Raw genomic sequence first — 21,272 nt, 5'->3', positions numbered from 1 at the left:
AACCAAACCTGCTTATTGCCTCAAACCTCACCCGTGACATCCGTTAAATCCGTTATAAAATCCGCTGCCGAACCTCATCCGTGACATCCGTTAAATCCGTTATAAAATCCGTTGCCGAACTTCCCTCGAACCTCTTCCTTCTTCCCTCTTCGTTCGAGCAACTGTCAACTGTCAACTGCCAACTGTCAACTGCCAACTGCCAACTGTCAACTCAACAGTTACACGGAAAATCCCCGCTTGTCCAAACGGATATAGCGAGGGGCGAGAATAGGTATTCTCGGAAAATATAAAGTAGTGGCAGTGGCTTTTGTCGAGCCATTGCCATCTATAGAAGCCATACTGTTTTAGGCGCACTGAAAAATTTCAGAGCCAACTCTCTGCCTGCATTCAATGCTTGAAGTCAAACCAACCAGTTCAAGCAAGAAGTCAAAGCAAGTCGTAAAAGCCTAGGATACTTCTTCGCGATCGATTTGGCGCAGGTGAATGTGCTTGCGTCCCAGAGAGATTTCAAATTCATCTCCCGGCTGAAGTTCCATCTGCTTGGTGTAGGCGGCTCCAATCAGTAAGTTGCCGTTAGATTGAACGCTAATCCGATAGCTAGCTGAGCGTCCGCCACGTCCATTACCATTTTGCTTCCCGTCAAGCTGAATGCCTTCTGCATCAATCAGCGCATTCAGGAATTTCATCATGTTCACCCGTTCTACGCCATTTTTGGTAATGGTGTAGTAGCCACAGGCTCTAGCTTTTTCTTCCTTGGTAAGGTTCTCTAGGTCTTTGACCTTTTTGATCAGACCTTCGCCTTCAAGGGGTTCGATATTTTTCTTTTTAGCCATTTACTGAGTCCTGAAATATTCAACTGGTGTACGGATTTTTTCTCGGTTGGTTTTTGGTTTGACCAAGAAACTTTAGCTTTATAGCTGGTCGTAAAACCATATTACACCGATCGGCTCAATTGTTAACCACTATTGTCTAAATATTTTTAACAACGTGCAGTCTTTCTTGAGGAGTAGCTGCAAGGCAAGCGAGCAATCTCTAAACTCGCTAGCATAAGCTATCAGCTATCAGCTAGCTGAATATTTGCCCCCATCTGAAAATCCCATGAAGTTAACCACACGCGGACACTACAGTGTCAAAGCATTACTGGATCTAAGTTTGCAACCTCGCTTTGGCCCGACATCGGTGAAATCGATCGCGAACCGACAGGAGTTACCGGCTCCATATCTAGAAAAATTGCTGATTGAAATGCGACGAGCCGGTTTAGTCCAATCAGTTCGGGGTTCCCAGGGAGGATATCAATTGGCCCGCGAACCCGCTCAAATCTCTTTAGGACAAATCTTAGAGGCTGTAGGGGAAACTATTGAACCTTTACCTCGACATTCTCCTGACGCGACTCAAGCAGAGGACTGGGTAACATTCAGTTTGTGGAACCGATTGCACAAAAAACTGGCCGAAGCGCTATACAGTATTTCCCTCGAAGACTTATACTATGATGTCCGCAGTTGGCAAGCGGCTCTTGGGGAAGAAACTAGCTTTATCATTTAGATGGTAAGTTCATTTATTCGATCGCCAGCTTGCACACATGGACGAAACACTTGTTACCTACTCCGGTGGCTGTCATTGCGGTGCTGTCCGCTTTACAGTCACGGTTGACAAACACGAAGCATCAGACTGCAACTGCTCTATCTGTAAAAAGAAGGGATTTTTGCACCTAATTGTGCCGCCGGAACGTTTTACATTAATGTGTGGCGAAGATGTTTTGACAACTTATACGTTTAATACAGGAATTGCCAAACATACTTTCTGCCGAATTTGTGGTATTCACTCGTTCTATCGCCCCCGATCGCATCCCGATCAATTCGATGTCAACGTCCGCTGTCTTGACTCAGATGCCGTTTCCAAATTTCAGATTCTACCCTTTGACGGTGTTGATTGGGAGCAGAACGTACACTTGCTGGGCGACTAAAGTAATCTCAGCAGTTAAAATCAGGGATCAAAAATCCAAGTCCACAATGGTAGCCACAGTTAAAAGCTGTGCTAGAAACACGATCGCTCATACTCTGACGGACTATCAAGTTTGGCACAATATATAATGGTGCTCGATCAATTTGCTGTTTTGATTTTAGCTGCGGTATTAGATTATGCGATCGGCGATCCTTGGGGTTGGCCGCATCCCGTGCAGGCGATGGGTTGGGCGATCGACCGCTATACTCGAATTGTCTTTAGTATATGGAATAATCCCGCAGACAAAATGGCTCCTGCGGGCGATCGTCCGGCCGGCGATCGGCACAAACTGCTGCTACGATGTGCTGGTACAATACTAGCGATCGGGTTGATTCTAGGCAGTTATACTGTCAGTTGGTCGATCGTCCAAGCTGCTAGTTGGGTGCATCCTATTTTAGGCATTGCCCTACAGACCATTTTGCTGGCTAGCTGTTTTGCCGGTAGGAGTTTAAGGGCGGCGGCCCAAGACGTGCTCGCACCTTTAAATATTGGAGATTTAGTCAAAGCGCGAGAACGGTTGAGCCTTTACGTCGGCCGGGATACTGAAAACTTATCCGAGCCAGAAATTCTGCGAGCATTGTTAGAAACTGTAACAGAGAATGCCGTTGATGGCGTGACAGCACCGCTATTTTATGCCCTAGTTGGGTTCGCTCTGCCGCATCTATTATTAACTGTTACCAATTTGCCGATCGCTCCTAACTCGATGTGGGCGATGGCGATCGTCCCCTGTGCGATCGCCTACAAAGCAGCCAGCACATTAGATTCTACCGTCGGCTACAAAGAAGCGCCATACACTGATTTAGGATGGTTTAGCGCCAAACTAGATGACGTGTTGACATGGATTCCTTGCCGACTAACAGTGATTACTTTAGCCTTGATATCTGGCAAACCGATGTACATTTGGCAGATTTGTCAGAGAGATGCAGTTAAAGATGCCAGTCCCAATTCCGGTTGGAGTGAGTGCGTCTACGCCGCCATCTTGGGAGTACAACTAGGAGGTACAAATTCCTATCGCGGAGTGATCAAACACAAACCGCTGCTAGGAGAGCCGATTCGGGCGATCGCACCGCAGCAAATTGACCGAGCATTAAAGTTAACTCGGTATTGCTTTCTGATTTGGTTGGGACTATCATTGCTTTTTTATACCTTATTATGTTTGAGCCGCTAACTGCTGACCTCACCCGCAGACAGATACAGCCCTCCGACAGGAGTCTGCCAGATCCCAAAAAGTTTTGACGTTAGTAGTTCCCACCCCCAGATTCATCTATCAAGTCAATCTAAAATCTAAAATCGTTCGACGCTCGCACTCACGCCGAAGTCTCACATCTAAAATTGTTCCAACCCTCAGATTAATTTGTCGAGTCAATCTCAAATCTCAAATCCCAAATCTCAAATTCTTCGATTCGCCAACAGCCAACCATTAGCTCCCAGCAAGCAATGACTAAAATTATCAAAATTTTATCCCCGGATGAAGTGAGGCGAACTCTCACCCGCGTCGCTTCCCAGATTGTCGAAAAATCAGGGGCTCCCTCGGAGTTAGTGCTGTTGGGAATTCATACTAGAGGAGTGCCGCTAGCTCAAATGTTGGCAGCTCAAATTGAAGTCCTCGAACAAGTCAAAGTACCGGTGGGCGCTTTGGATATTACCTTTTACCGAGATGACTTGGATCGAGTTGCGATGCGAACACCGGCTAAAACAGAAATTCCTTTCGATTTGACTGGCAAAACGGTGGTGTTGGTAGATGACGTTATATATAAAGGTAGAACAATTCGAGCGGCTTTGAATGCGGTAAACGATTACGGGCGGCCGGAGAAAATTTGGTTGGCGGTATTAGTCGATCGCGGCCACCGAGAAGTACCGATTCAGCCGGATTTTACGGGTAAAAAGTTGCCGACTGCAAAGGAAGAACAAGTTAAGGTTTACGTTCAAGAGTACGATGGGCGCTACGGAGTGGAATTGATTAAGGGTTGATATGTTGACCAACGATCGGAATCATAATTTTGGGAGTGAGCGTGCGAGCTTAAGAGATCGCGATCCATCTCAGGAGATCGCGATCGCCCCCTAGCCTCAGAAACCGGGTTTCTTCCTATATTTTTCGTGACTCGTCACAAATTTTTCGTATAAACCCGGTTTCTAGCCCCACGGGAGCCAGAACTGGTATCAGAGAAGAAACCGGGTTTTGGGCCCACGCGCGGAGCGTCTTGATTCAATGAAAATCGGCAGTGCAGGAGTTGAACCTGCCTGGGGCGAATTATGAGTTCGCTGCCTAAACCGCTCGGCCAACTGCCGTTAAATCGATTTGTTCGATCCAACTGAAAATCAATAATAACATAATTTCCCAGTCCGTGCTAGAACTATAGAACAAAAATCAAAATCTTTAGATCTGTTGAGTCCCGATCGCCTGGAACGCCAATGTGCCGACGACCGATCGACCGGACAAAGCAGTTTCTATTCCCTCGGCATAAAATTATAGGCAATGGCAGTGAATTCAACAGTAGTGCTGACTCTAATTCTGCTAACTCTAATGTTTGGAGCAGGTGTGACGAGTTCTGTTTTGGGATTTACTACAGGTCGCGAAGCCTTGAAAGGAACGACTCAACCCGATGTTCGCCCCAGCAACAATGCTGGCACTGGCAAGCAGGGAACTGCCGCTAGCAAAGAGCAAGTGAGCATTTTGAAAGAAACAGACATTCTCAAAACCGTCAAAGCGCGGATAGAAGGTCGCGATCCTGACAAAAAAACGGTCGGGGCAAATACTAAAGCAGACAAGGCAAGCTCTAAATCAGCCACAGCTAAAAAAACAGCCACGCCAAATGTCAGCGCCAAGTTTCCGCTGAACAGTCGCGATGGGGGAGTAACTCTGGAAGTAAGCGCCACCAGTCAGCGCAGCAACTCCATGCTGCTAGACGTGAGCATGAAAAACGAAGGTTCCCAAGCTGTGAGGTTTCTCTACAGTTTCTTGAACGTCACTGACAATCAAGGGCGGGCCCTTTCGGCGACTGCCGAGGATTTGCCGGCGGAACTGCCCCCCAACGGGCAGGTGTATTACGGTACGGTGAGTATTCCCACAGCTTTGCTGGAAAATGCTAAAGAAGTTTCGCTGACATTGACAGATTATCCAGGTCAAAAACTCCAGTTGCAAATATCTGGCATTCCAGTGGCGAAGTAAGACAATCAGGAGCAAAACCTCCAGACCGATTCTCAGGTTCGATCGAGAAAGTTGTTCTAGGGAGCATTGTGTCACTTTTAGGGGCGAGAGTGCAGGAGATAGCTGATTTACCCGCGATGACTCCGACAGAGGTGCTGTCGCGGTTGCTGTCAGTGCTGCTGCTGATTGCAATCAATGCTTTTTTTGTAGCGGCTGAGTTTTCGATGGTGACGGTACGCCGATCGCGCATCAATCAGTTAGTCGAGGCTGGCGACATTGCAGCTCTAACTGTTCAATCTTTGCAGAAAAGTATCGAGCGATTGCTCTCAACAATGCAGTTGGGAATCACTCTTTCTAGTTTAGCTCTCGGCTGGATTGGGGAAGATACGATCGCCGTGCTAGTCCGAATGTCGATCGCCAGTTTGCCGCTGCCACTTTACATCAAGTCGGCTCTCGCCCATTCTTTGGGAATATCAATAGTAACTTTTTTCCTGCTAGCTTACCTACAAATCGTACTCGGCGAACTGTTTCCGAAATCTGTAGCGTTACTTTATTCCGAACAGCTAGCCAGAAGTTTAGGGCCTCCAAGTTTATTAATTTCTCGTTTGTTCAATCCCTTTGTGTCGTTTCTCAATCAATCCACTCGATCGCTCTTGCGGTTTGCGGGAATCGAATACGACCTCAAACACCGGCCAGTTACTCCCAAAGAACTGCAATTAATTATAGCTACTTCCAGCGAATCAAGCGGCTTGGAAGCAGAAGAGCGAGAACTGCTCAATAACGTGTTTGAATTTGGCGAAGTTTGGGTAGAAGAAGTGATGGTGCCGAGGCCGAGCATTATCGCACTTTCCAAGACGGCTACCTTTCAAACTTTGCTCGACGAAATGGCAATTTCCAACCATTCCCTCTATCCCGTGACGGGAGATTCTTTAGACGATATTATTGGCATTATTGGTTTCAAACAACTTGCAAAACCTCTAGCTGAAGGTTTGCTATCTCCCGACACGGAAATTGTAACTTGGATGGGTGCGGTGAGGTTTGTGCCGGAGATGATGCTGCTGGGGGAATTGCTGCCTTTGATGCAGAGTTCGTCGGAAGAAATTGCGATCGTAGTTGATGAATTTGGCGGCATTTCCGGGTTAGTCACACTGAGGGATTTGATCGCCGAAATTATCGGGCGCACTTACCAGTCGCCTGACAGTAAAGAAATAGCTTTGCAAGTATTGGACGATCGCACTTTTTTAGTGCAAGCGCAGTTAAATGTAGATGATGTGAATCAAATATTGAATTTGGATTTGCCGGTAGCTGACGAATATCAGACTATCGGAGGTTTTCTGAGCTATCAGTTGCAAAGAATGCCGGCTGTTGGGGAAGTTTGGCGCGGCGACAATGCGGAACTTACGGTGGTTTCGGCGATCGGGCCCCGCTTGGATCAAATTCAAATTCAGTTGCTGGATGCGACTGCTGGCGATATTTTGGGTGAAATTGTCGCTGCGGGCGGGGAAGTTGTGGCGAAAGGGCGATCGAATAGCGGGTTGAGAGGAGGCGCGAGATTGTCTAGTTAAGAATCTTTTAGTTAATGCCGAGGGAGCATCTCAGTTTTGCAAAAAGCATTTTTTTTATGATAGTGCGAGCGTCCCCGCTCGCGTATTGTACTCGCGAGCGGGGACGCTCGCACTCAAATGCAAAACTGAGATGCTCCCAACGCCTACATAATCTACTCGCTCGAAGTCGCCGCCTACTAAATCATCTAACGTTGCACCTTTGGGGCGCAAATTCAGCGGCAGCGAAGAGGCTCGAAAAAACCAGGTTTCTGGGCCGTCGCGCGCAAGTTATGTTTAACCGTAAGGCACGGGATCTTTCAACCCCAATTCCTCAAAAGCAGCCAGCCGCAGCCGACAAGAATCGCAAACACCGCACGCACTTTTGCCGCCTGCATAACAAGACCAAGTTTGCTCCCAAGGCACTCCCAAATTGTTCCCCAATTCAATAATTTCTGTTTTTTTAAGTTCGATCAAAGGTGTGAAAATCTTAATAGCTTCTCCTTCTCTTCCCTGCTTGGTTCCTAAGCGAAAGACTTCCTGCATTGCTTGGATGTAATCGAGGCGACAGTCGGGATAGCCGGAATAATCTAAAGCGTTGACACCGATGTAAATCCTCTGAGCTCCTAGGGTTTCGGCGTAGGCGAGGGCAAAACTGAGAAAAATCGTATTTCTAGCTGGAACGTAGGTAATGGGGATGTTTTGCGACATTTCTGCAAGGTTGCGATCGATCGGCAATTCCATCTCATTATCCGTCAAAGCCGAACCGCCCCACAGCGTCAAGTCAAAGTTTACCACCTGATGCGCTTTAATGTGGGCTGAAAGTGCGATCGCCCGTGCCGAATCCAACTCCCGCCGATGTCTTTGTTGGTAGTCAAAGGAAATCGCGTAACACTCGCAGCCGTCGGCTTTGGCTTGATATAAAACTGTTGAGGAATCCAGCCCTCCCGACAATAAAATAACTGCTTTCACTTCAAACATCCTCGATCGCATCAGCGTTTATATTTATATCAAATCTGTTGTCAATTGACAAGATGAGACGGCGGTTGAAACCGCGTCTACAAAAACGAAGACGGCGGTTTCAACCGCCGAGTCTTCAGAAGAAGATCAAATAATTTCAACCGCAGAGTTTTCTTCAACCCGCGTCGGCGGGTTTTGTTTGTGTAGACGCGGTTTCAACCGCCGAGTCTTCAGAAGAAGATCAAATAATTTCAACCGCCGAGTCTTCTTCAACCCGCGTCGGCGGGTTTTGTTTGTGTAGACGCGGTTGAAACCGCCGAGTCTTCAGAAGAAGATCAAATAATTTCAACCGCCGAGTTTTCTTCAACCCGCGTCGGCGGGTTTTGTTTGTGTAGACGCGGTTGAAACCGCCGAATCTTCTGAAGAAGATCAAATAATTTCAACCGCCGAGTCTTCTTCAACCCGCGTCGGCGGGTTTTGTTTGTATAGAAGCGGTTGAAACCGCCGAGTCTTCAGAAGAAGATCAAATAATGTTAACCGCCGAGTCTTCTTCAACCCGCGTCGGCGGGTTTTGTTTGTGTAGACGCGGTTTCAACCGCCGAGTCTTCCTGCAACAAATCGTCTAGTTCGCGGTAATCCGGCAAAGTTGTATCAATTTCTCTACCCTGCCGCAAAACTGTGCGATCGCGCTGTGACCTAGATAACAATTCGCTGAAATTCCGCGCCTTAAACAAAATCAAGTCTGCGGGTAAACCAACTCCTATTCGTCCTACATTCGGCAATCCCATTAAATCTGCTGATGTTGTGGTGACTGTGCGCGGCCAATCTTCCCAAGGCCTGTCTAAATGGGCAATGCGGACTGACATATTAAAGACTTCTAAAACATCGTGATCGCCAAATCCGTAAAACGGATCGCGACAGTTATCGCTAGCAACTGTGACGAGAATTCCTGCTGTTTTGAGTTCGTGGATCAGGGTCACTCCCCGCCAGCGCGGTGTACGCCCAGATTGTCTGTCTTGCAAATAAAGGTTGCACATCGGTAAGCTGACAATCCCAATATTTGCTTTCTTGACTAAGGCGATGGTTTCTGTTACTAATTCGGGCGGTTGTACGGCTAAACTACAGCAATGTCCGCAGATTATTTGACCTACAAATTCATGGCGAATTGCGGTTTTTGCGACTTCCCGCAGTGTTACTGATTCTGGATCGTCGGTTTCGTCGGTGTGGAAGTCGAGGTTTAAACCGCGTTCTTTGGCTAAGCTGAAAACGCGATCGAGTTGTTTGCCTAAATCCGGGTTCATGTAGGCGACTCCGCCTAGAATGCCGCCGATTTGGGCAATTTTGTCTGCTAATTTTTCGCCGGCTGGTGTTAGGTAATAGTCGAGGGAAACTAGGGAAACTGCTTGCAAGATTAGCCGATCGCGCCATTCGGCTTGCAATGCTGCAAATACTGCTAAACTAACGGTTGCCTGTTCCCCTCCGCTGTCGATGTGAGTGCGGATCGCCTTGGTTCCGTGGGCGTAGCTGCACTTAAGGCCGAACTGCATCCGCCGGTAAACATCGTCTGCATTCCAGTTTTTTTGAGCGTCAGCCCCCACTGCTTCGATCGCACTGGCAAAAGTTCCATCGGGATTTGGCGATCGTTCCCAAATGTGTCCTTTGTCTAAATGCGTGTGCATATCGACAAAACACGGGAAAACTAAGCCACCGTGCAAATCTACAACTGGGATATCTCGAAGTTGGGATAAAGATTCCGTACCTGTGGGGATGATTTGGGCGATCGTACCCGCTGCAATTTCCACATCCACCGCACAAAAACCGTTCTCAGCTTGTCTAGTTGGGACAGTAATAGCGTTAGGGGCGATCGATTTCATCTCTAGAAGAGACGCGGGTACGCGACCATTTTTGAGCAAATAATTAGATGTACTTGGCAACATTAAATTTGTGAGTTAGTATTTTCTTAAAAATTCAGCGCTACCAGTTCTAACTATAGCACCCCTTGCAGAAATTGTGAATATTTCTCTTTCCCTGTTTGCCTCTTTTTTCGTTCTGAGTCCTCTGCGGTTATTTTAAAAAGTATTATTGACAAATCAAATAAGATTGCCATATAAAATTAGGTTAAATATGTAGCTTTTATATTAGCAATGCAGCCCCAGCCCTGAACCACAAATGCAAAATTTTTAGATTGTTGAGAAAAACGCGCCAGTCAGCGCCACCAGTTTTGCTATGCCGAATACTTCCAAAGCCTGAATCCTGTTGCTATCATAAATCACTGCTTCAAATGGCAATTTTGCTTTCAACTAGCAGCAGAATCTATAGCAAGAGCCCAAAAACTGTGTCAAAACCCAAGCATATAGTTTTAACATCTCATTCCGACAGTTCCGACACAAAACCAATTCCCATTGACTGGGGAGAAATCGATCCCCTGAAACGGGGGCCGGTGATTGGCAGCCTCAGTAAATTGTCTCACCGAAATGCGATCGGCACTCATTCGGGTTCCTACTCTGTTTATCGGGCGCTAGCAGTTGCTTCCGGCGCACTCCAAGCCGATCACCGCCCCGATTTTACCAACACATCTCCTGCCGCAAACATTGGGCCACATCCCAGTTGGGGCGATCGCAATTTGATTGTTTCTCTCGATCCGTTTGGGGCTTTGGTTAGCGAAATTTATACTTCATTTTCTCAGCAGGGATACGATATTCGACCGACAATTGCTGTCACTAAAGCTCACATGAATATGCCGGAATTACAAGATGCCATCGCTAAGGGGCGGGTGCAAATTGATGGCAAAATAGTCAAAGCAGGCGGTAATTTAGCAGTAACTAAAATTGCGATCGATCCGGTGTGGTATTTGCCGGGAATTGCGAGGCGGATCGGTGTTGAAGAAAGTGTTCTCCGCCGTGTCCTGTTCGAGCAAACAGGCGGTATGTTCTCGGATTTGGTGACGCGACTGGATTTGCACGTTTTCTTGCCCCCAATTGGCGGAACTACGGTTTATATTATTGGCGATGTGGCGAATATTTCTGACCCACAGAAGCAGTTGGCGGTACGGGTACATGATGAATGCAACGGTTCTGACGTGTTTAGTTCGGATATCTGCACTTGCCGTCCTTATTTGGTACACGGGATTGAAATTTGCATCCAAACGGCACAATCTGGCGGTTCTGGAGTAGTTGTTTATTTCCGCAAGGAAGGCAGAGCTTTGGGGGAAGTAACTAAGTTTTTGGTGTACAATGCCAGAAAACGGCAGGCAGGTGGCGATCGCGCTGATGCCTATTTTACTCGCACTGAATGTGTCGCCGGAGTTCAAGATATGCGGTTTCAAGAACTCATGCCAGATGTTTTGCACTGGTTGGGGATCTCTCGCATTGACAGTTTAGTTTCTATGAGCGATCTCAAATACAATGCAATTATCAATTCTGGCATTCAAGTAGTCGATCGCATCCCCATTCCCGAAGATTGGATTCCCGCAGACGCACAAGTCGAAATCGTCGCCAAAAAAGCCGCTGGCTACTACACGCCAGACCCCGTGCCAGATGCTACAATTCTTGCAGAAGCGATCGGACGCGATTTAGGAGATTGAGAGGGCAAAGACGCGATCGCTCGCGTCTTTGCCAAATAAAATTTATTGCTGGTTTTTGATCAGTCAGGGTAGGTTATGGCTAATTTGCGTTCTACTGTGATCGTAAAAACAGATATTTGCGGATATACCGCCAGAGTTAAAAAATTAGTTCAGTCGGAATTAAGTAGTTTGTTAAATGAGCATAAAAATTTTATTTCAGATATTAGCACCAAAAATGAAGGAAGCGTGATCAAAGGGGAAGGTGATTCCTTTTGGATGATTTTTCCCAGCGTCACAGCAGCGGCGATGGCAGCCATAGAAATGCAGCAAGAATTGAGATCGCAACAATCTAGCAAATCCAACGACGAACGATTGGCTATTCGCGTGTCGATTACATTGGGAGATGTCTTGCATCAAGATAAAGATATTTTTGGCGATACGGTGAATTTAACAGCGCGCATAGAATCAGTAACTCCGCCGGATGAAATATATTTGTCCCAAGCAGCATGGCTGGCGCTCAACAAAGCAGAAGTGCAAACATCTTTTGTCAATGAGTTTTCTTTGAAAGGGATGAGCGAACCTGAAAAGGTTTACAAAGTTGACCAAAGTTATAAAACGCGAATTGTTGAAAATCAAGCAATAATTAAAGCTGATTTGAGAGGTTTTATTGCTTATCAAGAATCTAATTCTATCAGAGACGTTGAATATTTGCTCACCAACTTCGATACTTTTGAAAAAACCATTTGCGAAGAATACGGTGGCACAATTCGGAGTATTGTTGGCGATTCGCATTTGTTGACTTTCCCAGAAGCTCACGCAGCCTTAGCGGCAATGGAAAGTTTGTGCGAAAATTGGAAACTGTTTATTCACGGCAATCAAATACCTTGCGGCTTGTCGGTGGGAATTGCTAAAGGAAATTTGTATATATTTCGCTCTTGTACTTACGGCAAAGATATTAACATCGCCGACAGGCTGGAAGATTTAAGTAAAATAGTATCTCCGGGTGCAGAAAAGAATTCGGTGATAGTTTCCGATCAAATAAAACGTGAAGTCAGTGGCTCGAAGTGGGAATATAAGCTGATCAAAATTGATAGAAATGTGATTTTAGATAATCTTTTAGATTATAGTCAGTTTGACTTTTTTAAGGAAAATGATGTTTACCGGTGTTTGGTGGCATGAAATTGAATAAAGTTGAACTTGAGACTGTAGAATATCTGAGAACGTCGGCTGCGATTCGCCAAAAGTGCGATCGGCTTTTTAATTTAGCCTCCGAAAATAAACTCCGCTACTTCCGCGTCGATTTATCCCAACTCGACAAAGCAGCAAATTATGTAATCGACACAACCCGCCAACAGTATCCCGATTTCAACATTCCCTTTCACAGTCGCTGGCGGCATTTTGAAGCCGGCAACCAACCGCGCCTCGCCGAATTAGATAAAGCTTTAGCACAATTTACACTCATAGAACAAGCTAAGATCAAATTTGATTTAGCAATTATCAGCGTTTTGCTCGATGCCGGCGCCGGTGCAGATTGGCAGTATTACGAAGCAGAAACCGGACAGGTTTACCGCCGTTCTGAAGGGTTAGCAATAGCCACTTTTCGGATGTTTTGTCAAGGTATTTTTTCCAGCAATTCCGATTTCCCTTTGCAAGCTGATTCTCGCGGACTTTCTCAGTTAAAACTAGAAACCTTAGCAGCCGGATTTCAGGTAAGTCGAGACAATCCGCTAATTGGTTTAACAGGCAGATTAGAATTGTTGCAGCGTTTGGGGAATGCAATTTGCCAACATCCATTATTGTTTGGCAACGAAAACCCGCGTCCCGGCAATTTGGCACAATATTTGCTTGACAGTCGGGTTTATGGAGTCAAAACTGTGAAGGCTGTTGAAGTATTGAGGGCTGTTTTGACAGGTTTTGGGGAAATTTGGCCGGGAAGATATGCCATTGCTGGTGTTAATTTAGGCGATGTTTGGCGGCATCCGGCATTACAAGGAGAAAATCTGGCAGATGAATTTGTGCCGTTTCACAAACTCTCGCAGTGGTTGACTTATTCGCTGTTGGAACCGCTACAAGAACTTGGTTTAGTCGTCGCCGGATTGGATGAGTTAACGGGATTGCCGGAGTATCGCAACGGCGGTTTGTGTTTGGATATGGGACTGCTGCGGGCAAAAGATGTGGCTATTTTTGAGCAGAGTTATTTGCCTGGTTCGGAAGTTATAGTAGAATGGCGATCGCTAACTGTAATTCTTTTAGATAAAATTGCCGCAGCTATGCGAGAAAAGCTGCATTTGAGTACGACAGAATTGCCGCTGGTGAAGATTTTGCAGGGAGGAACTTGGGCGGCTGGGCGGAAAATTGCCGGGGAATTGAGGGCTGGTGGAGTGCCGCCAATTCAGATTGAAAGTGATGGTACTGTGTTTTAGAAGAAGGAAGAAGGAAGAAGGAAGAAGGAAGAAGGAAGAAGGAAGGAAGAAGGAAGAAGGAAGGAAGAAGGAAGAAGGAAAATCCCTAAAAAAATCTACAATTTTACAGCGACGCACCTGATCCTAATTTGAAAAAGTCTTGCTACATCAGAAGTGTTGGGTTTGTTTCCTCAACCCTGTTTGTCAGGTGCGTCGCGCTCGGATTGTCGATAGTTTTTGGGATTTTTTTCAGGCGACGCATTCTACGAATACTAATAACTTGATCTTAATTAGAACGTTGTGATTAGCGCAGGAAAAAACCCGGTTCCTTTACGAAACCGGGTCATAGGTGTTATGTTTTTTTGCTGGTTCTGTGTTTAGCGGCAAGTGCGATATTTGATGTGATAAACTAAACCGCGATGAGCCAAATCGAAAGAGTCCACGGTGGCTGCGCCGGCACCACTGGCTGTCATCGAGGCATTCACCCGCATATTTACACTGTCGCCGCAGCGAGACCAAACATCAGCTACAGTGACTAAACTATCTCGCACATTGTAGTTAGTTTCTCCGCTTAAATTCCGATTAAAAACTGGGCCGCGGCTTCCTGCGAAAAAGTATTCTGCTCGCAAGTTGCCTGTGGTGCTAGGAGCAACGTAGCCGCGGTAATCAGCATCGTAGAGAGAAATTTGGAAGCCTTGGGGTACTTTGATGGGAATGCTCAGATTGCAGCTTTTACGCCTTTCTGTTGAGACATTTCCCTGGGCTGCAAACTTATCAAATAGGATGGTGAGTTCTTGACCGTCGGGGCTGACGCTGACGCTGGCGGAGCGGTCTGGGCAACCGCTACCGCCGTAGCTGGCACCTAATATTTGAACTGACGGAGTAGCAGCAAATGCGGGGCTGATAGAAGCCGTCATTAATGCTGTCGCTACCAAGAGTTTTATAAACTTCATGGATGTTCTCCTTAATAAGTTGAGTTGTGTGTGTTAAGCAGATTAAAGAAATGCAATTGAATTTAGGTAATGTTTTTTAACTTGGATATGACGGCGGTCATCTTGAAAGATAAAAAAGCCGTTGAATCCAAGCTAATTTTTTCAATTGCAGTACCTAGATCAGTTTTTTTGATTAGTTAATTTATCTAGTAAACTGGTTTTCTGCTGATACTTTCTAAGATTCATATCTGTTGGTCCATGTTCCGGAAGATTCTGGTGCGAAACTCCGGATCTGTGTTAGCGGACTGTTCCGAAGTGCGAGACAGCGAGCGAGACCGGTCGGGAGGCTGTTGGGGTCGGATATGTGTTTCCATAGGGCTTATTTGACCCGGACTGGGAGATGCTGCCGATCGCCTTTACGGTACTCTGTAAATTGAATAAAATCATTTTCTGCTGTATATGGCAATACATTCATTTAAAAATAAGTTTACTAACATAAGCATTGGTTTGATAGTGCCATACAATGTAAATTGTAAAATTTTAATGTCAGGAAAAGCCTATATATAACAATAGTTGTAGGGTTTTCTTACATTAAATTCGCAAATTGCATTATCTAGATGTATTTACTGCATTTTATCGATCAAATCTCTGCCTTTAGTGTAATTAATGGCAGTAATTAGTAGATAAAATAGAGGTATGATGCTGACTGCTTGCGATCGACTACTAACAATTCTTGGACGAGGAAAAAAACAATGGAGACTACAGCACAGAAAGAAGCCCCAACTCAGCCTGTTGAGGAAGTGACAATTAACGATATCAACAGTTTGGAGTTTGAGCTTTGGGCTAAAGCGGTGAAACGGCAGATGATTGCAGCACTCTCTAAAAAGGGCGCGATTTGACATCTCTGGGTTTTTTGTGTGCAACTTGTGTTAATTTAATTAACAAAATTTTTGTCTGCATTGTTGTCCAAGAGCGATAAGTGGGGAGGGGAAGAGTTTTGAGATTGCGCCTCTTTCGGAGTTGCGGGAGGGGGAGAAGAAAGCATTTTCCTGATTCCTAGTTCTGGACCCACGGGTGGAAGGAAGCCGGGTTTTTTTACGAAAATACTTCTGTTGCGATCGGCAGAAATGGTAAAAAAACCCGGTTTCTTTGTGTCAAGAGTGCATCCCGGACTGTTCCTTCTACCGAATGCTCGATCCCAGATTACCAGAAAGAATTGGTTTAAAGCCTCTTCCTTCTAGGGAGAAATTAAAACAAGACTATTCATTACTCGAATCCTCGGACTTCCAGGTAGAGGTCGCCCTCAACTGTCAACTGTCAACTGTCAACTGTCAAGATCGCTTGTCAACCGCCGCTAGCAAGCGTAGATTTCCGTCTTGAATCTGCACGGCTTTGACGGTTCCCACAGCGACTCTTTGTTGACCGTTAGCCATCGCTACTTCAATCTTAATCTTGGGGTCAGCCTGCAAGCCCAGCCGCCCCCAAAGCCACTTGACTTGAGTAGCAGGAAAAGAGCGGACTTCTACATCTGTAAAGGGCGGATTAACCCAGCGGGTTCCGTCGTAAAAACTCGCTACCTGCACCTGATACCAAACTTGTTCTTCGGTCAATTTTAACTCGTTTTTGGGTTCTGGTTCCAGCCACTCAGTGGGATTGATACTGCTAATTACGGTAGCAGAACCCATAATTTGACTCTTGTGGTCTTCTAAAGTTTGAGCCACAGAAACTGCTTCCTCAAGTTTATTGACCAAATTCCGAATACGAGTTCGACTTTCGCTGTCAGTATCTAATTGCTGGTCGAGCCAATTCATCGCCTCGCGAGTTCCGTCTTGAGATGCTACAATCAGCGCGCCCCAAGCCTTGACATCGGCGTCAGATGCGTTGACTCTCAAGGCGGCGTCTACGCGGTTCATGATCCGCCCGCCTTCATTTTTGAGGGTTGTGGCAATTTCGTGAGTGTTGCTAGGATCGGCTTCAAATACTTGCAAAGCTTGACTCCAGCGGCCGTCGATCAATTCTGCGAGCACTTGTTGGCTGGGACTGGCCCAAGATGCGATCGCCTGAGCTCGAGTAATTTTAGCGTGAAATTCGATCGTTTCTAGCTGAGCTTGCGCGGCAGCAGGCCAATTCTGGCCGGCTTTCCCCTTAGCAATACGCATGACATTTAATCCCGGAGACCAAAGTCCGCTTTTTGCCAGCCGCAGCCCATTTTTATAAGTCTCGTCATTGAAGGCAAATTCTTCTAAGGAAATCGCGGTTAATTGAACTGGGTTCGGGATAAATTTGCGCGGGCCTATTTGATAAATGGTAAATTGCGGCTCTAAACCAATTGTTTGGTCGATCGCCAATTGCGGGTTTTTCCCCTTAACAATTTGCTGCCAATTCGGCGGTTGTCCAGCAACACTCGCCCAATCCAACAGCGAGATTAAATGATTTTGGCTGGGGTTGTAGCGAACGACTTGTCCGTAGGGAATTTTCTTGTCGCCCCGCACCAGTTGACCGCTGACATTAAACCAAATGCCCTCGGCGGGGGCTTTTCCGTCAAAGCGGCGCAGTTCTGTCAGCGGTAGCGACTGATTTGAGGCTTGATTGTTAGATGTAGAGTCATCCAAAGAAGCAATCACAAAAGATTCCGCAGGGCCTTCTACATTCACGGAACTTGCTAGCTGAAAATACTGCTCTTTTTCGGAATCGCGATCGGGAAGTTGCACGCGCTTGTACACGCGAAGTTCGACAATTTGACGGCAAGGATTTTTGCAAACAGTAGAAGCATTAACATTCCTTTCCACCATCACCGGCAACAGCAAGTCGGAAATAAAATTATCGCCCGATTTCTCAATAGGAAGCGGCAGGGGTTCGCCAGTGATGAATCCCAATTTGCGGATGCTGGCTTTGATTTGATCGAGAGTTTGGATCGTATCTCTGCTACCTGTAGGCAGGCGCGACCATCCGGGTACAAACTGAGAGACTAATTTGTTACCGTTGGGATCGACAATTAGCTGGTAACTCAACCAAGCGCCGCCTCCCATCAAAGCGGAAAAGCCACACAAGACGCTGAGGGCGGTCAAATTAGCTATTAATCTTTTCCAGGGATATCTGGCGGGAGTTGGGGTACCAGCTATCGGAAGCTGGGACTCTTGCAGTTTTTTGGGGCGTCGGTTTTGGCGGCGGCGTCTGGTCGGAGCAGGAGCAATTTTGGAATTTTCTGGGGGTTTGGCTCGATTTTTTGAGGAGTTTATTTTGTGTTCCATCGTCGAATTTTTAGAATTTAGATTTTAGAATTTAGAGTTTAAAATTGGAATAGCCGATCGTACTGCCGACCTATGATATCCCAGGTGTATTGGCTTTCAATTCGCGATCGCGCGTTCAGAGACAACTCCTGTCTTAGCTGATGATTTTCAAACAAACTGGTAATCGCTTCAACATACTCCTGAACTTCGTTTGCCCGCAAGGCCTCGATCGGTGGTGGGGTGCGACCATCGACGGCTAAACCTTCCAAACCTCGATCGCTCGCCACCACGGGAGTTCCCGCAGCCATCGCCTCCAAAGTTTTATTTTTTATCCCAAAACCAATCCGCATGGGCACCACACAAACAGCAGCCTGATGCAAATATTCTGCCACTCTTTGCACCCGGCCTACGACTTGAATTCCCGGAAGTTTCCCCAAGGAGAGGACTTCGGGGACTGGCGAGGCGCCGACTAGGCTGAGGCTAGCATCGGGATAGCGCTGCTGCAACTTTGGGAGTATCTGCAAACTAAGAAACCTGGCTGCGTCTATATTGGGCAAATTGTTCATGGCGCCTGCAAAAATTAAGGTGTGTCCTCCCGGATCGATCGCGCGATACGGAAATTCTGTCAAATCCACGCCGTTAGGAATGACATCAATGGTGGGTTCAAAAAAATCTGCTTTCCCTCGCAGCCTCGGTGGCGACAGCAATTCTAGGAGTTGCTGCTTGTCTGTGGATGTGGTGGCGACAATACGGGAGAATTTGGCACAGTAGCGTGTTTCGTAGCGGGCGAGTAGGGGTAAATTTAGTCGATCGCGCAGGGGGTTTTGGGAAGTCCCGGTGGCTAACATTTCCCTGCAAGTTCCCCAAACCGAACTGTGAATATTTGCGACTGTCAGCAGTTTTTGTCGCCATTCTGGGCGCACATAAATTTCGTTAACGCTGTGTTCGCAGGTAACAGCTTCGCATTTGCCGGCTGTGACTAAATCGTCTGCCCAATTCTGCATTGCTTGAGAGTAGCTGGAGAATACGTTGGGAGGTGTCCCGGATAACAAAAATTGACTAAAACGCCGAATTTTTCCAGATATCCCGGTTGAAACTGTTCCAGGAGTCTCGAAAACTGCTAATTCTGTAACTTGCCCTCGTAATGCGTCGATTTGTGCATCGGTGACATCGGGCGATCGCACAGTACCGAGAATTACATCATGCCGTCGGCTCAAGTATTGCAATAAATTAAACGTCCTTACCTGAGTTCCGCCGCGGCTTGGCGGATAGGGAAAAGTCGAGGAAAGCATCAAAATTTGCATGGGATGTTGGATAAATAAAGTTGCCGCTGTCGCGATAAAATTGATTGATAAAACCTGTTTAACAATCCTCCCACCTATGGACGAATTATCTATGAAGGCGCTGCTCGAAGACTTGAAAAAGTCTGATGAAAGCGTGCGCGATCGGGCTACTACAGAACTCTGGCGCACTTGGTTTAACCAGAAGGGTGAGTATGGGATGCAAGTTCTCAGGCGATCGCAAGTTTCGCTAGATTCGGGTGATGTTCGGCACGCTTTGGATTTGCTGACGAAACTGATTGCGGAAGCGCCAGATTTTGCTGAAGCTTGGAACCGGCGCGCCGTACTTCACTATACCCAAGGAAATTATAAAAAGTCGATCCATGACTGCGAAACCGTGCTCCAACTAAATCCGGTGCATTTTGGGGCGTTGCACGGTCTGGGTTTGTGCTACGCTGCTCTGGGAGAATACAGAAGTGCGATTCGAGCTTTTCGCCGCGCTTTGGAAATTCAACCTTTTGCTTTGGTGAATCAAAAGTTAATTCTTGAATGTACGGCTCGTTTGAATTGAAGTCAACAAGGAACAGTTGACAGTTGACAGTTGACAGTTGACAGTTGACCGAAGGAAGAAGGAAGAAGGAAGAAGGAAGAAGGAAGAAGGAAGAAGGAAGAAGGAAGACTTTAATTTTTAGCAATCTACAATCTACATACAATCTACAATCTAAGATGGTCTCAGTTTGTGCCGAAAATTAGCGTTTGCATTCCTACTTGCAATCGAGTGCATTTGCTCGCTAGTGCGATCGCCAGCGTGCTAGATCAAACTTATACGGATTTTGAATTAATTGTCTGCGATGACGGTTCGACGGACAGCACTCCGCTGTTGATGTCGGAATTTGTCGTAGCTTGCGGGGCGGGACGCCATCGCCCGATTCGCTACATTCGCCACCCGCAGCATATCGGGAAAAGTAATAATATGCGATCGGGCTTTGCGGCGGCAAGGGGCGAATATTTTATTAAATTTGACGATGACGATCGCCTGAGCGCGCAATTTCTAGAGCGAACATCTGCTATTTTGGATAAAAACCCCAATATTGATTTTGTCAGTACCGACCATTGGGCGATCGACATTCACAATAATATTGACGAAAACCTGACAAAACTCAATTCGCAGCGGTGGGGCCGCACCGAATTGTCGGCCGGAATTATTGAAGATTTGCTATCCACAGTTTTTGTGAGACAGAGTTTGCAAATAGGCGCGACTTTGTTTCGCCGCCGCGCCCTGGAATCAGTCGGCTTTCTGCGGCCGAATTGGCAAAATTGCGAAGATAACGATTTGTTTGTGAGACTTGCTATTGCGGGCAAAAGGTGCTATTACTTGCCGGAGCTGTTGATGGAGTATCGATTTCACGCAGGACAGCAAGGATGCGATCGGGCAATTCCCTATTTAAGCGATAAATTGCGCTATTTGACCAGCTACGAGTTTGATTCCGAGAAGTTGGAAACAGTCAGGCTCAAGAGGATTGCAGAAACTCAATTAGCGCTAGGTTTGCGGCTGATTGAGGTAGGTGAAACTGCAAAAGGGCGGCGGATGGTGCGGGCTGGAAAGTCGGTTTTTGAGGCGAAAATGTGGGCGGGTTTGGGATTGTCGCTGCTGCCGATGGAGTGGCGGGGGAGGGCTTTTGCGCTGGTGCGGGAGTTGTTGAAACAGAAATTGTGAAGGTAGAGGATTTCGATAACTAATTGAACAATTCAGTAACAGTGAGGAAGAACTACTTTCATCAGAAAGAATTCGACGAAGATTTCATGATTTGGGTTATATCGCAATACGGTTCACTTAACACTATTTATACCCCGGAGATCCCCTCGCATCCCCCGAAAGCAAGGGGGACTTTGAGGGCATTCTTCTCCCCCCCTTTTTTAAGGGGGGTTAGGCGAGATCTGTCTTAAGTGAACCGTATTGGGTTATATCGGTTCTCAAAAAAGTGAGGTATGCCCAATGCCCTATGCCCTATGCCCTATGCCCTATGCCCTATGCCCAATGCCCTATGCCCTATGCCCTATGCCCTATGCCCTATGCCCTATGCCCTATGCCCTATGCCATATCCCCTATGCCGTTCGCGTACCTGATCTTTCTGAGAAAGGCTATAACGCATTTAATATTGATCGCAGAAACTTATACGCAAGTAATCATCTCTGATCCCGCTCGACCCAGTATA

21 protein-coding genes and 1 tRNA gene are annotated in these 21,272 nt (G+C 46.6%); 14 read left to right on the top strand and 8 right to left on the bottom strand.

Translation table 11 applies throughout. The annotated features are described in order from the left end of the window. Positions 1-52 precede the first annotated feature (52 nt). Complete coding sequence (locus tag K4039_RS29320; protein WP_265240041.1) at positions 53-196, bottom strand: hypothetical protein; 144 nt, start codon at positions 194-196, stop codon at positions 53-55. 250 nt (positions 197-446) lie between these two features. Further along, complete coding sequence (locus K4039_RS29315; RefSeq protein WP_106150812.1) at positions 447-833, bottom strand: AbrB family transcriptional regulator; 387 nt, start codon at positions 831-833, stop codon at positions 447-449. Between the two features lie 265 nt (positions 834-1,098). Here K4039_RS29315 and K4039_RS29310 point away from each other — a divergent pair, with 265 nt between their 5' ends. The 4 genes from K4039_RS29310 (at position 1,099) to pyrR (ending at position 3,972) form a co-directional block, all read left to right on the top strand. Next, complete coding sequence (locus K4039_RS29310) at positions 1,099-1,542, top strand: Rrf2 family transcriptional regulator (RefSeq protein WP_265240040.1); 444 nt, start codon at positions 1,099-1,101, stop codon at positions 1,540-1,542. A 37-nt stretch (positions 1,543-1,579) separates the two neighbouring features. Beyond that, positions 1,580-1,963, top strand: a complete 384-nt coding sequence (locus tag K4039_RS29305) for a GFA family protein (RefSeq protein ID WP_265240039.1) — start codon at positions 1,580-1,582, stop codon at positions 1,961-1,963. A gap of 126 nt (positions 1,964-2,089) precedes the next feature. After that, positions 2,090-3,169, top strand: a complete 1,080-nt coding sequence (gene cbiB, locus K4039_RS29300; RefSeq protein ID WP_265240038.1) for an adenosylcobinamide-phosphate synthase CbiB — start codon at positions 2,090-2,092, stop codon at positions 3,167-3,169. Between the two features lie 269 nt (positions 3,170-3,438). After that, positions 3,439-3,972 (top strand): bifunctional pyr operon transcriptional regulator/uracil phosphoribosyltransferase PyrR, encoded by a 534-nt coding sequence (gene pyrR, locus K4039_RS29295; RefSeq protein ID WP_265240037.1) that lies wholly within the window; start codon positions 3,439-3,441, stop codon positions 3,970-3,972. A 245-nt stretch (positions 3,973-4,217) separates the two neighbouring features. Here the strand turns inward: pyrR and K4039_RS29290 are convergent. Further along, a tRNA-Ile gene (locus K4039_RS29290) sits at positions 4,218-4,290 on the bottom strand. A gap of 187 nt (positions 4,291-4,477) precedes the next feature. Between K4039_RS29290 and K4039_RS29285 the strand changes: the two genes are divergently transcribed. Together K4039_RS29285 and K4039_RS29280 are read left to right on the top strand one after the other, a co-directional pair. Further along, positions 4,478-5,170 (top strand): hypothetical protein, encoded by a 693-nt coding sequence (locus tag K4039_RS29285; RefSeq protein ID WP_265240036.1) that lies wholly within the window; start codon positions 4,478-4,480, stop codon positions 5,168-5,170. 68 nt (positions 5,171-5,238) lie between these two features. Next, positions 5,239-6,714 (top strand): hemolysin family protein, encoded by a 1,476-nt coding sequence (locus K4039_RS29280; RefSeq protein WP_321161676.1) that lies wholly within the window; start codon positions 5,239-5,241, stop codon positions 6,712-6,714. A 273-nt stretch (positions 6,715-6,987) separates the two neighbouring features. Here K4039_RS29280 and queC read toward each other — a convergent pair whose 3' ends face one another. Both queC and K4039_RS29270 read right to left on the bottom strand, forming a co-directional pair. Then, positions 6,988-7,662 (bottom strand): 7-cyano-7-deazaguanine synthase QueC, encoded by a 675-nt coding sequence (gene queC / locus K4039_RS29275; protein WP_265240035.1) that lies wholly within the window; start codon positions 7,660-7,662, stop codon positions 6,988-6,990. A 539-nt stretch (positions 7,663-8,201) separates the two neighbouring features. Continuing rightward, positions 8,202-9,587 (bottom strand): cytosine deaminase, encoded by a 1,386-nt coding sequence (locus K4039_RS29270; RefSeq protein ID WP_265240034.1) that lies wholly within the window; start codon positions 9,585-9,587, stop codon positions 8,202-8,204. 398 nt (positions 9,588-9,985) lie between these two features. Between K4039_RS29270 and K4039_RS29265 the strand changes: the two genes are divergently transcribed. From K4039_RS29265 to K4039_RS29250, 4 genes are all read left to right on the top strand, one after another. Next, positions 9,986-11,233, top strand: coding sequence for a GTP cyclohydrolase II (locus K4039_RS29265; protein ID WP_265240032.1), 1,248 nt, complete (start codon positions 9,986-9,988; stop codon positions 11,231-11,233). Positions 11,234-11,308: 75 nt separating this feature from the next. Beyond that, a complete protein-coding gene (locus K4039_RS29260; protein WP_265240031.1) occupies positions 11,309-12,391 on the top strand; it encodes an adenylate/guanylate cyclase domain-containing protein in 1,083 nt (360 codons plus the stop codon). Continuing rightward, entirely contained in the window at positions 12,388-13,635 is a 1,248-nt protein-coding gene (locus K4039_RS29255; RefSeq protein ID WP_265240030.1) for a URC4/urg3 family protein, read from the top strand. The genes K4039_RS29260 and K4039_RS29255 overlap by 4 nt, the downstream gene beginning before the upstream one ends. Continuing rightward, complete coding sequence (locus K4039_RS29250) at positions 13,619-13,756, top strand: hypothetical protein (RefSeq protein WP_265240029.1); 138 nt, start codon at positions 13,619-13,621, stop codon at positions 13,754-13,756. Before K4039_RS29255 ends, K4039_RS29250 begins: the two co-directional genes overlap by 17 nt. 235 nt (positions 13,757-13,991) lie before the next feature. On the opposite strand, the gene K4039_RS29245 is transcribed toward K4039_RS29250, so the two are convergent. Continuing rightward, positions 13,992-14,567, bottom strand: coding sequence for a DUF4360 domain-containing protein (locus K4039_RS29245; RefSeq protein WP_265240028.1), 576 nt, complete (start codon positions 14,565-14,567; stop codon positions 13,992-13,994). 731 nt (positions 14,568-15,298) lie between these two features. Between K4039_RS29245 and K4039_RS29240 the strand changes: the two genes are divergently transcribed. Further along, entirely contained in the window at positions 15,299-15,445 is a 147-nt protein-coding gene (locus tag K4039_RS29240; protein WP_265240027.1) for a hypothetical protein, read from the top strand. 432 nt (positions 15,446-15,877) lie between these two features. Here the strand turns inward: K4039_RS29240 and K4039_RS29235 are convergent, their stop codons facing one another. Continuing rightward, positions 15,878-17,797 (bottom strand): hypothetical protein, encoded by a 1,920-nt coding sequence (locus K4039_RS29235; RefSeq protein ID WP_265240026.1) that lies wholly within the window; start codon positions 17,795-17,797, stop codon positions 15,878-15,880. A 38-nt stretch (positions 17,798-17,835) separates the two neighbouring features. Next, positions 17,836-19,080: a glycosyltransferase family 4 protein gene (locus tag K4039_RS29230; protein ID WP_265240025.1), complete on the bottom strand. Its 1,245-nt coding sequence runs from the start codon at positions 19,078-19,080 to the stop codon at positions 17,836-17,838. A 76-nt stretch (positions 19,081-19,156) separates the two neighbouring features. Between K4039_RS29230 and K4039_RS29225 the strand changes: the two genes are divergently transcribed. The 3 genes from K4039_RS29225 to K4039_RS29215 are packed head-to-tail and all read left to right on the top strand — an operon-like array spanning position 19,157 to position 20,773. Next, entirely contained in the window at positions 19,157-19,627 is a 471-nt protein-coding gene (locus K4039_RS29225) for a tetratricopeptide repeat protein (RefSeq protein WP_265240024.1), read from the top strand. Between the two features lie 44 nt (positions 19,628-19,671). Further along, entirely contained in the window at positions 19,672-19,809 is a 138-nt protein-coding gene (locus K4039_RS29220) for a hypothetical protein (RefSeq protein WP_265240023.1), read from the top strand. Then, positions 19,796-20,773, top strand: coding sequence for a glycosyltransferase family 2 protein (locus tag K4039_RS29215; RefSeq protein ID WP_265240022.1), 978 nt, complete (start codon positions 19,796-19,798; stop codon positions 20,771-20,773). The genes K4039_RS29220 and K4039_RS29215 overlap by 14 nt, the downstream gene beginning before the upstream one ends. Positions 20,774-21,272 lie beyond the last annotated feature (499 nt).

The organism is Lyngbya sp. CCAP 1446/10 (genome assembly GCF_026130175.1).
Classification (GTDB): Bacteria; Cyanobacteriota; Cyanobacteriia; order Cyanobacteriales; family Microcoleaceae; genus Microcoleus.
This window is presented reverse-complemented; position numbering and strand designations above follow the sequence as displayed.

Excerpts from the sequence above, each read along its gene's own strand:
- K4039_RS29255 (WP_265240030.1), top strand. The coding sequence starts at position 12,388 with ATGAAATTGAATAAAGTTGAACTTGAGACTGTAGAATATCTGAGAACG.
- K4039_RS29310 (WP_265240040.1), top strand. The coding sequence starts at position 1,099 with ATGAAGTTAACCACACGCGGACACTACAGTGTCAAAGCATTACTGGAT.
- K4039_RS29260 (WP_265240031.1), top strand. The coding sequence starts at position 11,309 with ATGGCTAATTTGCGTTCTACTGTGATCGTAAAAACAGATATTTGCGGA.
- K4039_RS29250 (WP_265240029.1), top strand. The coding sequence starts at position 13,619 with ATGGTACTGTGTTTTAGAAGAAGGAAGAAGGAAGAAGGAAGAAGGAAG.
- K4039_RS29270 (WP_265240034.1), bottom strand. The coding sequence starts at position 9,587 with ATGTTGCCAAGTACATCTAATTATTTGCTCAAAAATGGTCGCGTACCC.
- K4039_RS29245 (WP_265240028.1), bottom strand. The coding sequence starts at position 14,567 with ATGAAGTTTATAAAACTCTTGGTAGCGACAGCATTAATGACGGCTTCT.
- K4039_RS29225 (WP_265240024.1), top strand. The coding sequence starts at position 19,157 with ATGGACGAATTATCTATGAAGGCGCTGCTCGAAGACTTGAAAAAGTCT.
- K4039_RS29305 (WP_265240039.1), top strand. The coding sequence starts at position 1,580 with ATGGACGAAACACTTGTTACCTACTCCGGTGGCTGTCATTGCGGTGCT.
- K4039_RS29230 (WP_265240025.1), bottom strand. The coding sequence starts at position 19,080 with ATGCAAATTTTGATGCTTTCCTCGACTTTTCCCTATCCGCCAAGCCGC.
- K4039_RS29315 (WP_106150812.1), bottom strand. The coding sequence starts at position 833 with ATGGCTAAAAAGAAAAATATCGAACCCCTTGAAGGCGAAGGTCTGATC.
- pyrR (WP_265240037.1), top strand. The coding sequence starts at position 3,439 with ATGACTAAAATTATCAAAATTTTATCCCCGGATGAAGTGAGGCGAACT.
- cbiB (WP_265240038.1), top strand. The coding sequence starts at position 2,090 with ATGGTGCTCGATCAATTTGCTGTTTTGATTTTAGCTGCGGTATTAGAT.
- K4039_RS29285 (WP_265240036.1), top strand. The coding sequence starts at position 4,478 with ATGGCAGTGAATTCAACAGTAGTGCTGACTCTAATTCTGCTAACTCTA.
- K4039_RS29240 (WP_265240027.1), top strand. The coding sequence starts at position 15,299 with ATGGAGACTACAGCACAGAAAGAAGCCCCAACTCAGCCTGTTGAGGAA.
- K4039_RS29235 (WP_265240026.1), bottom strand. The coding sequence starts at position 17,797 with ATGGAACACAAAATAAACTCCTCAAAAAATCGAGCCAAACCCCCAGAA.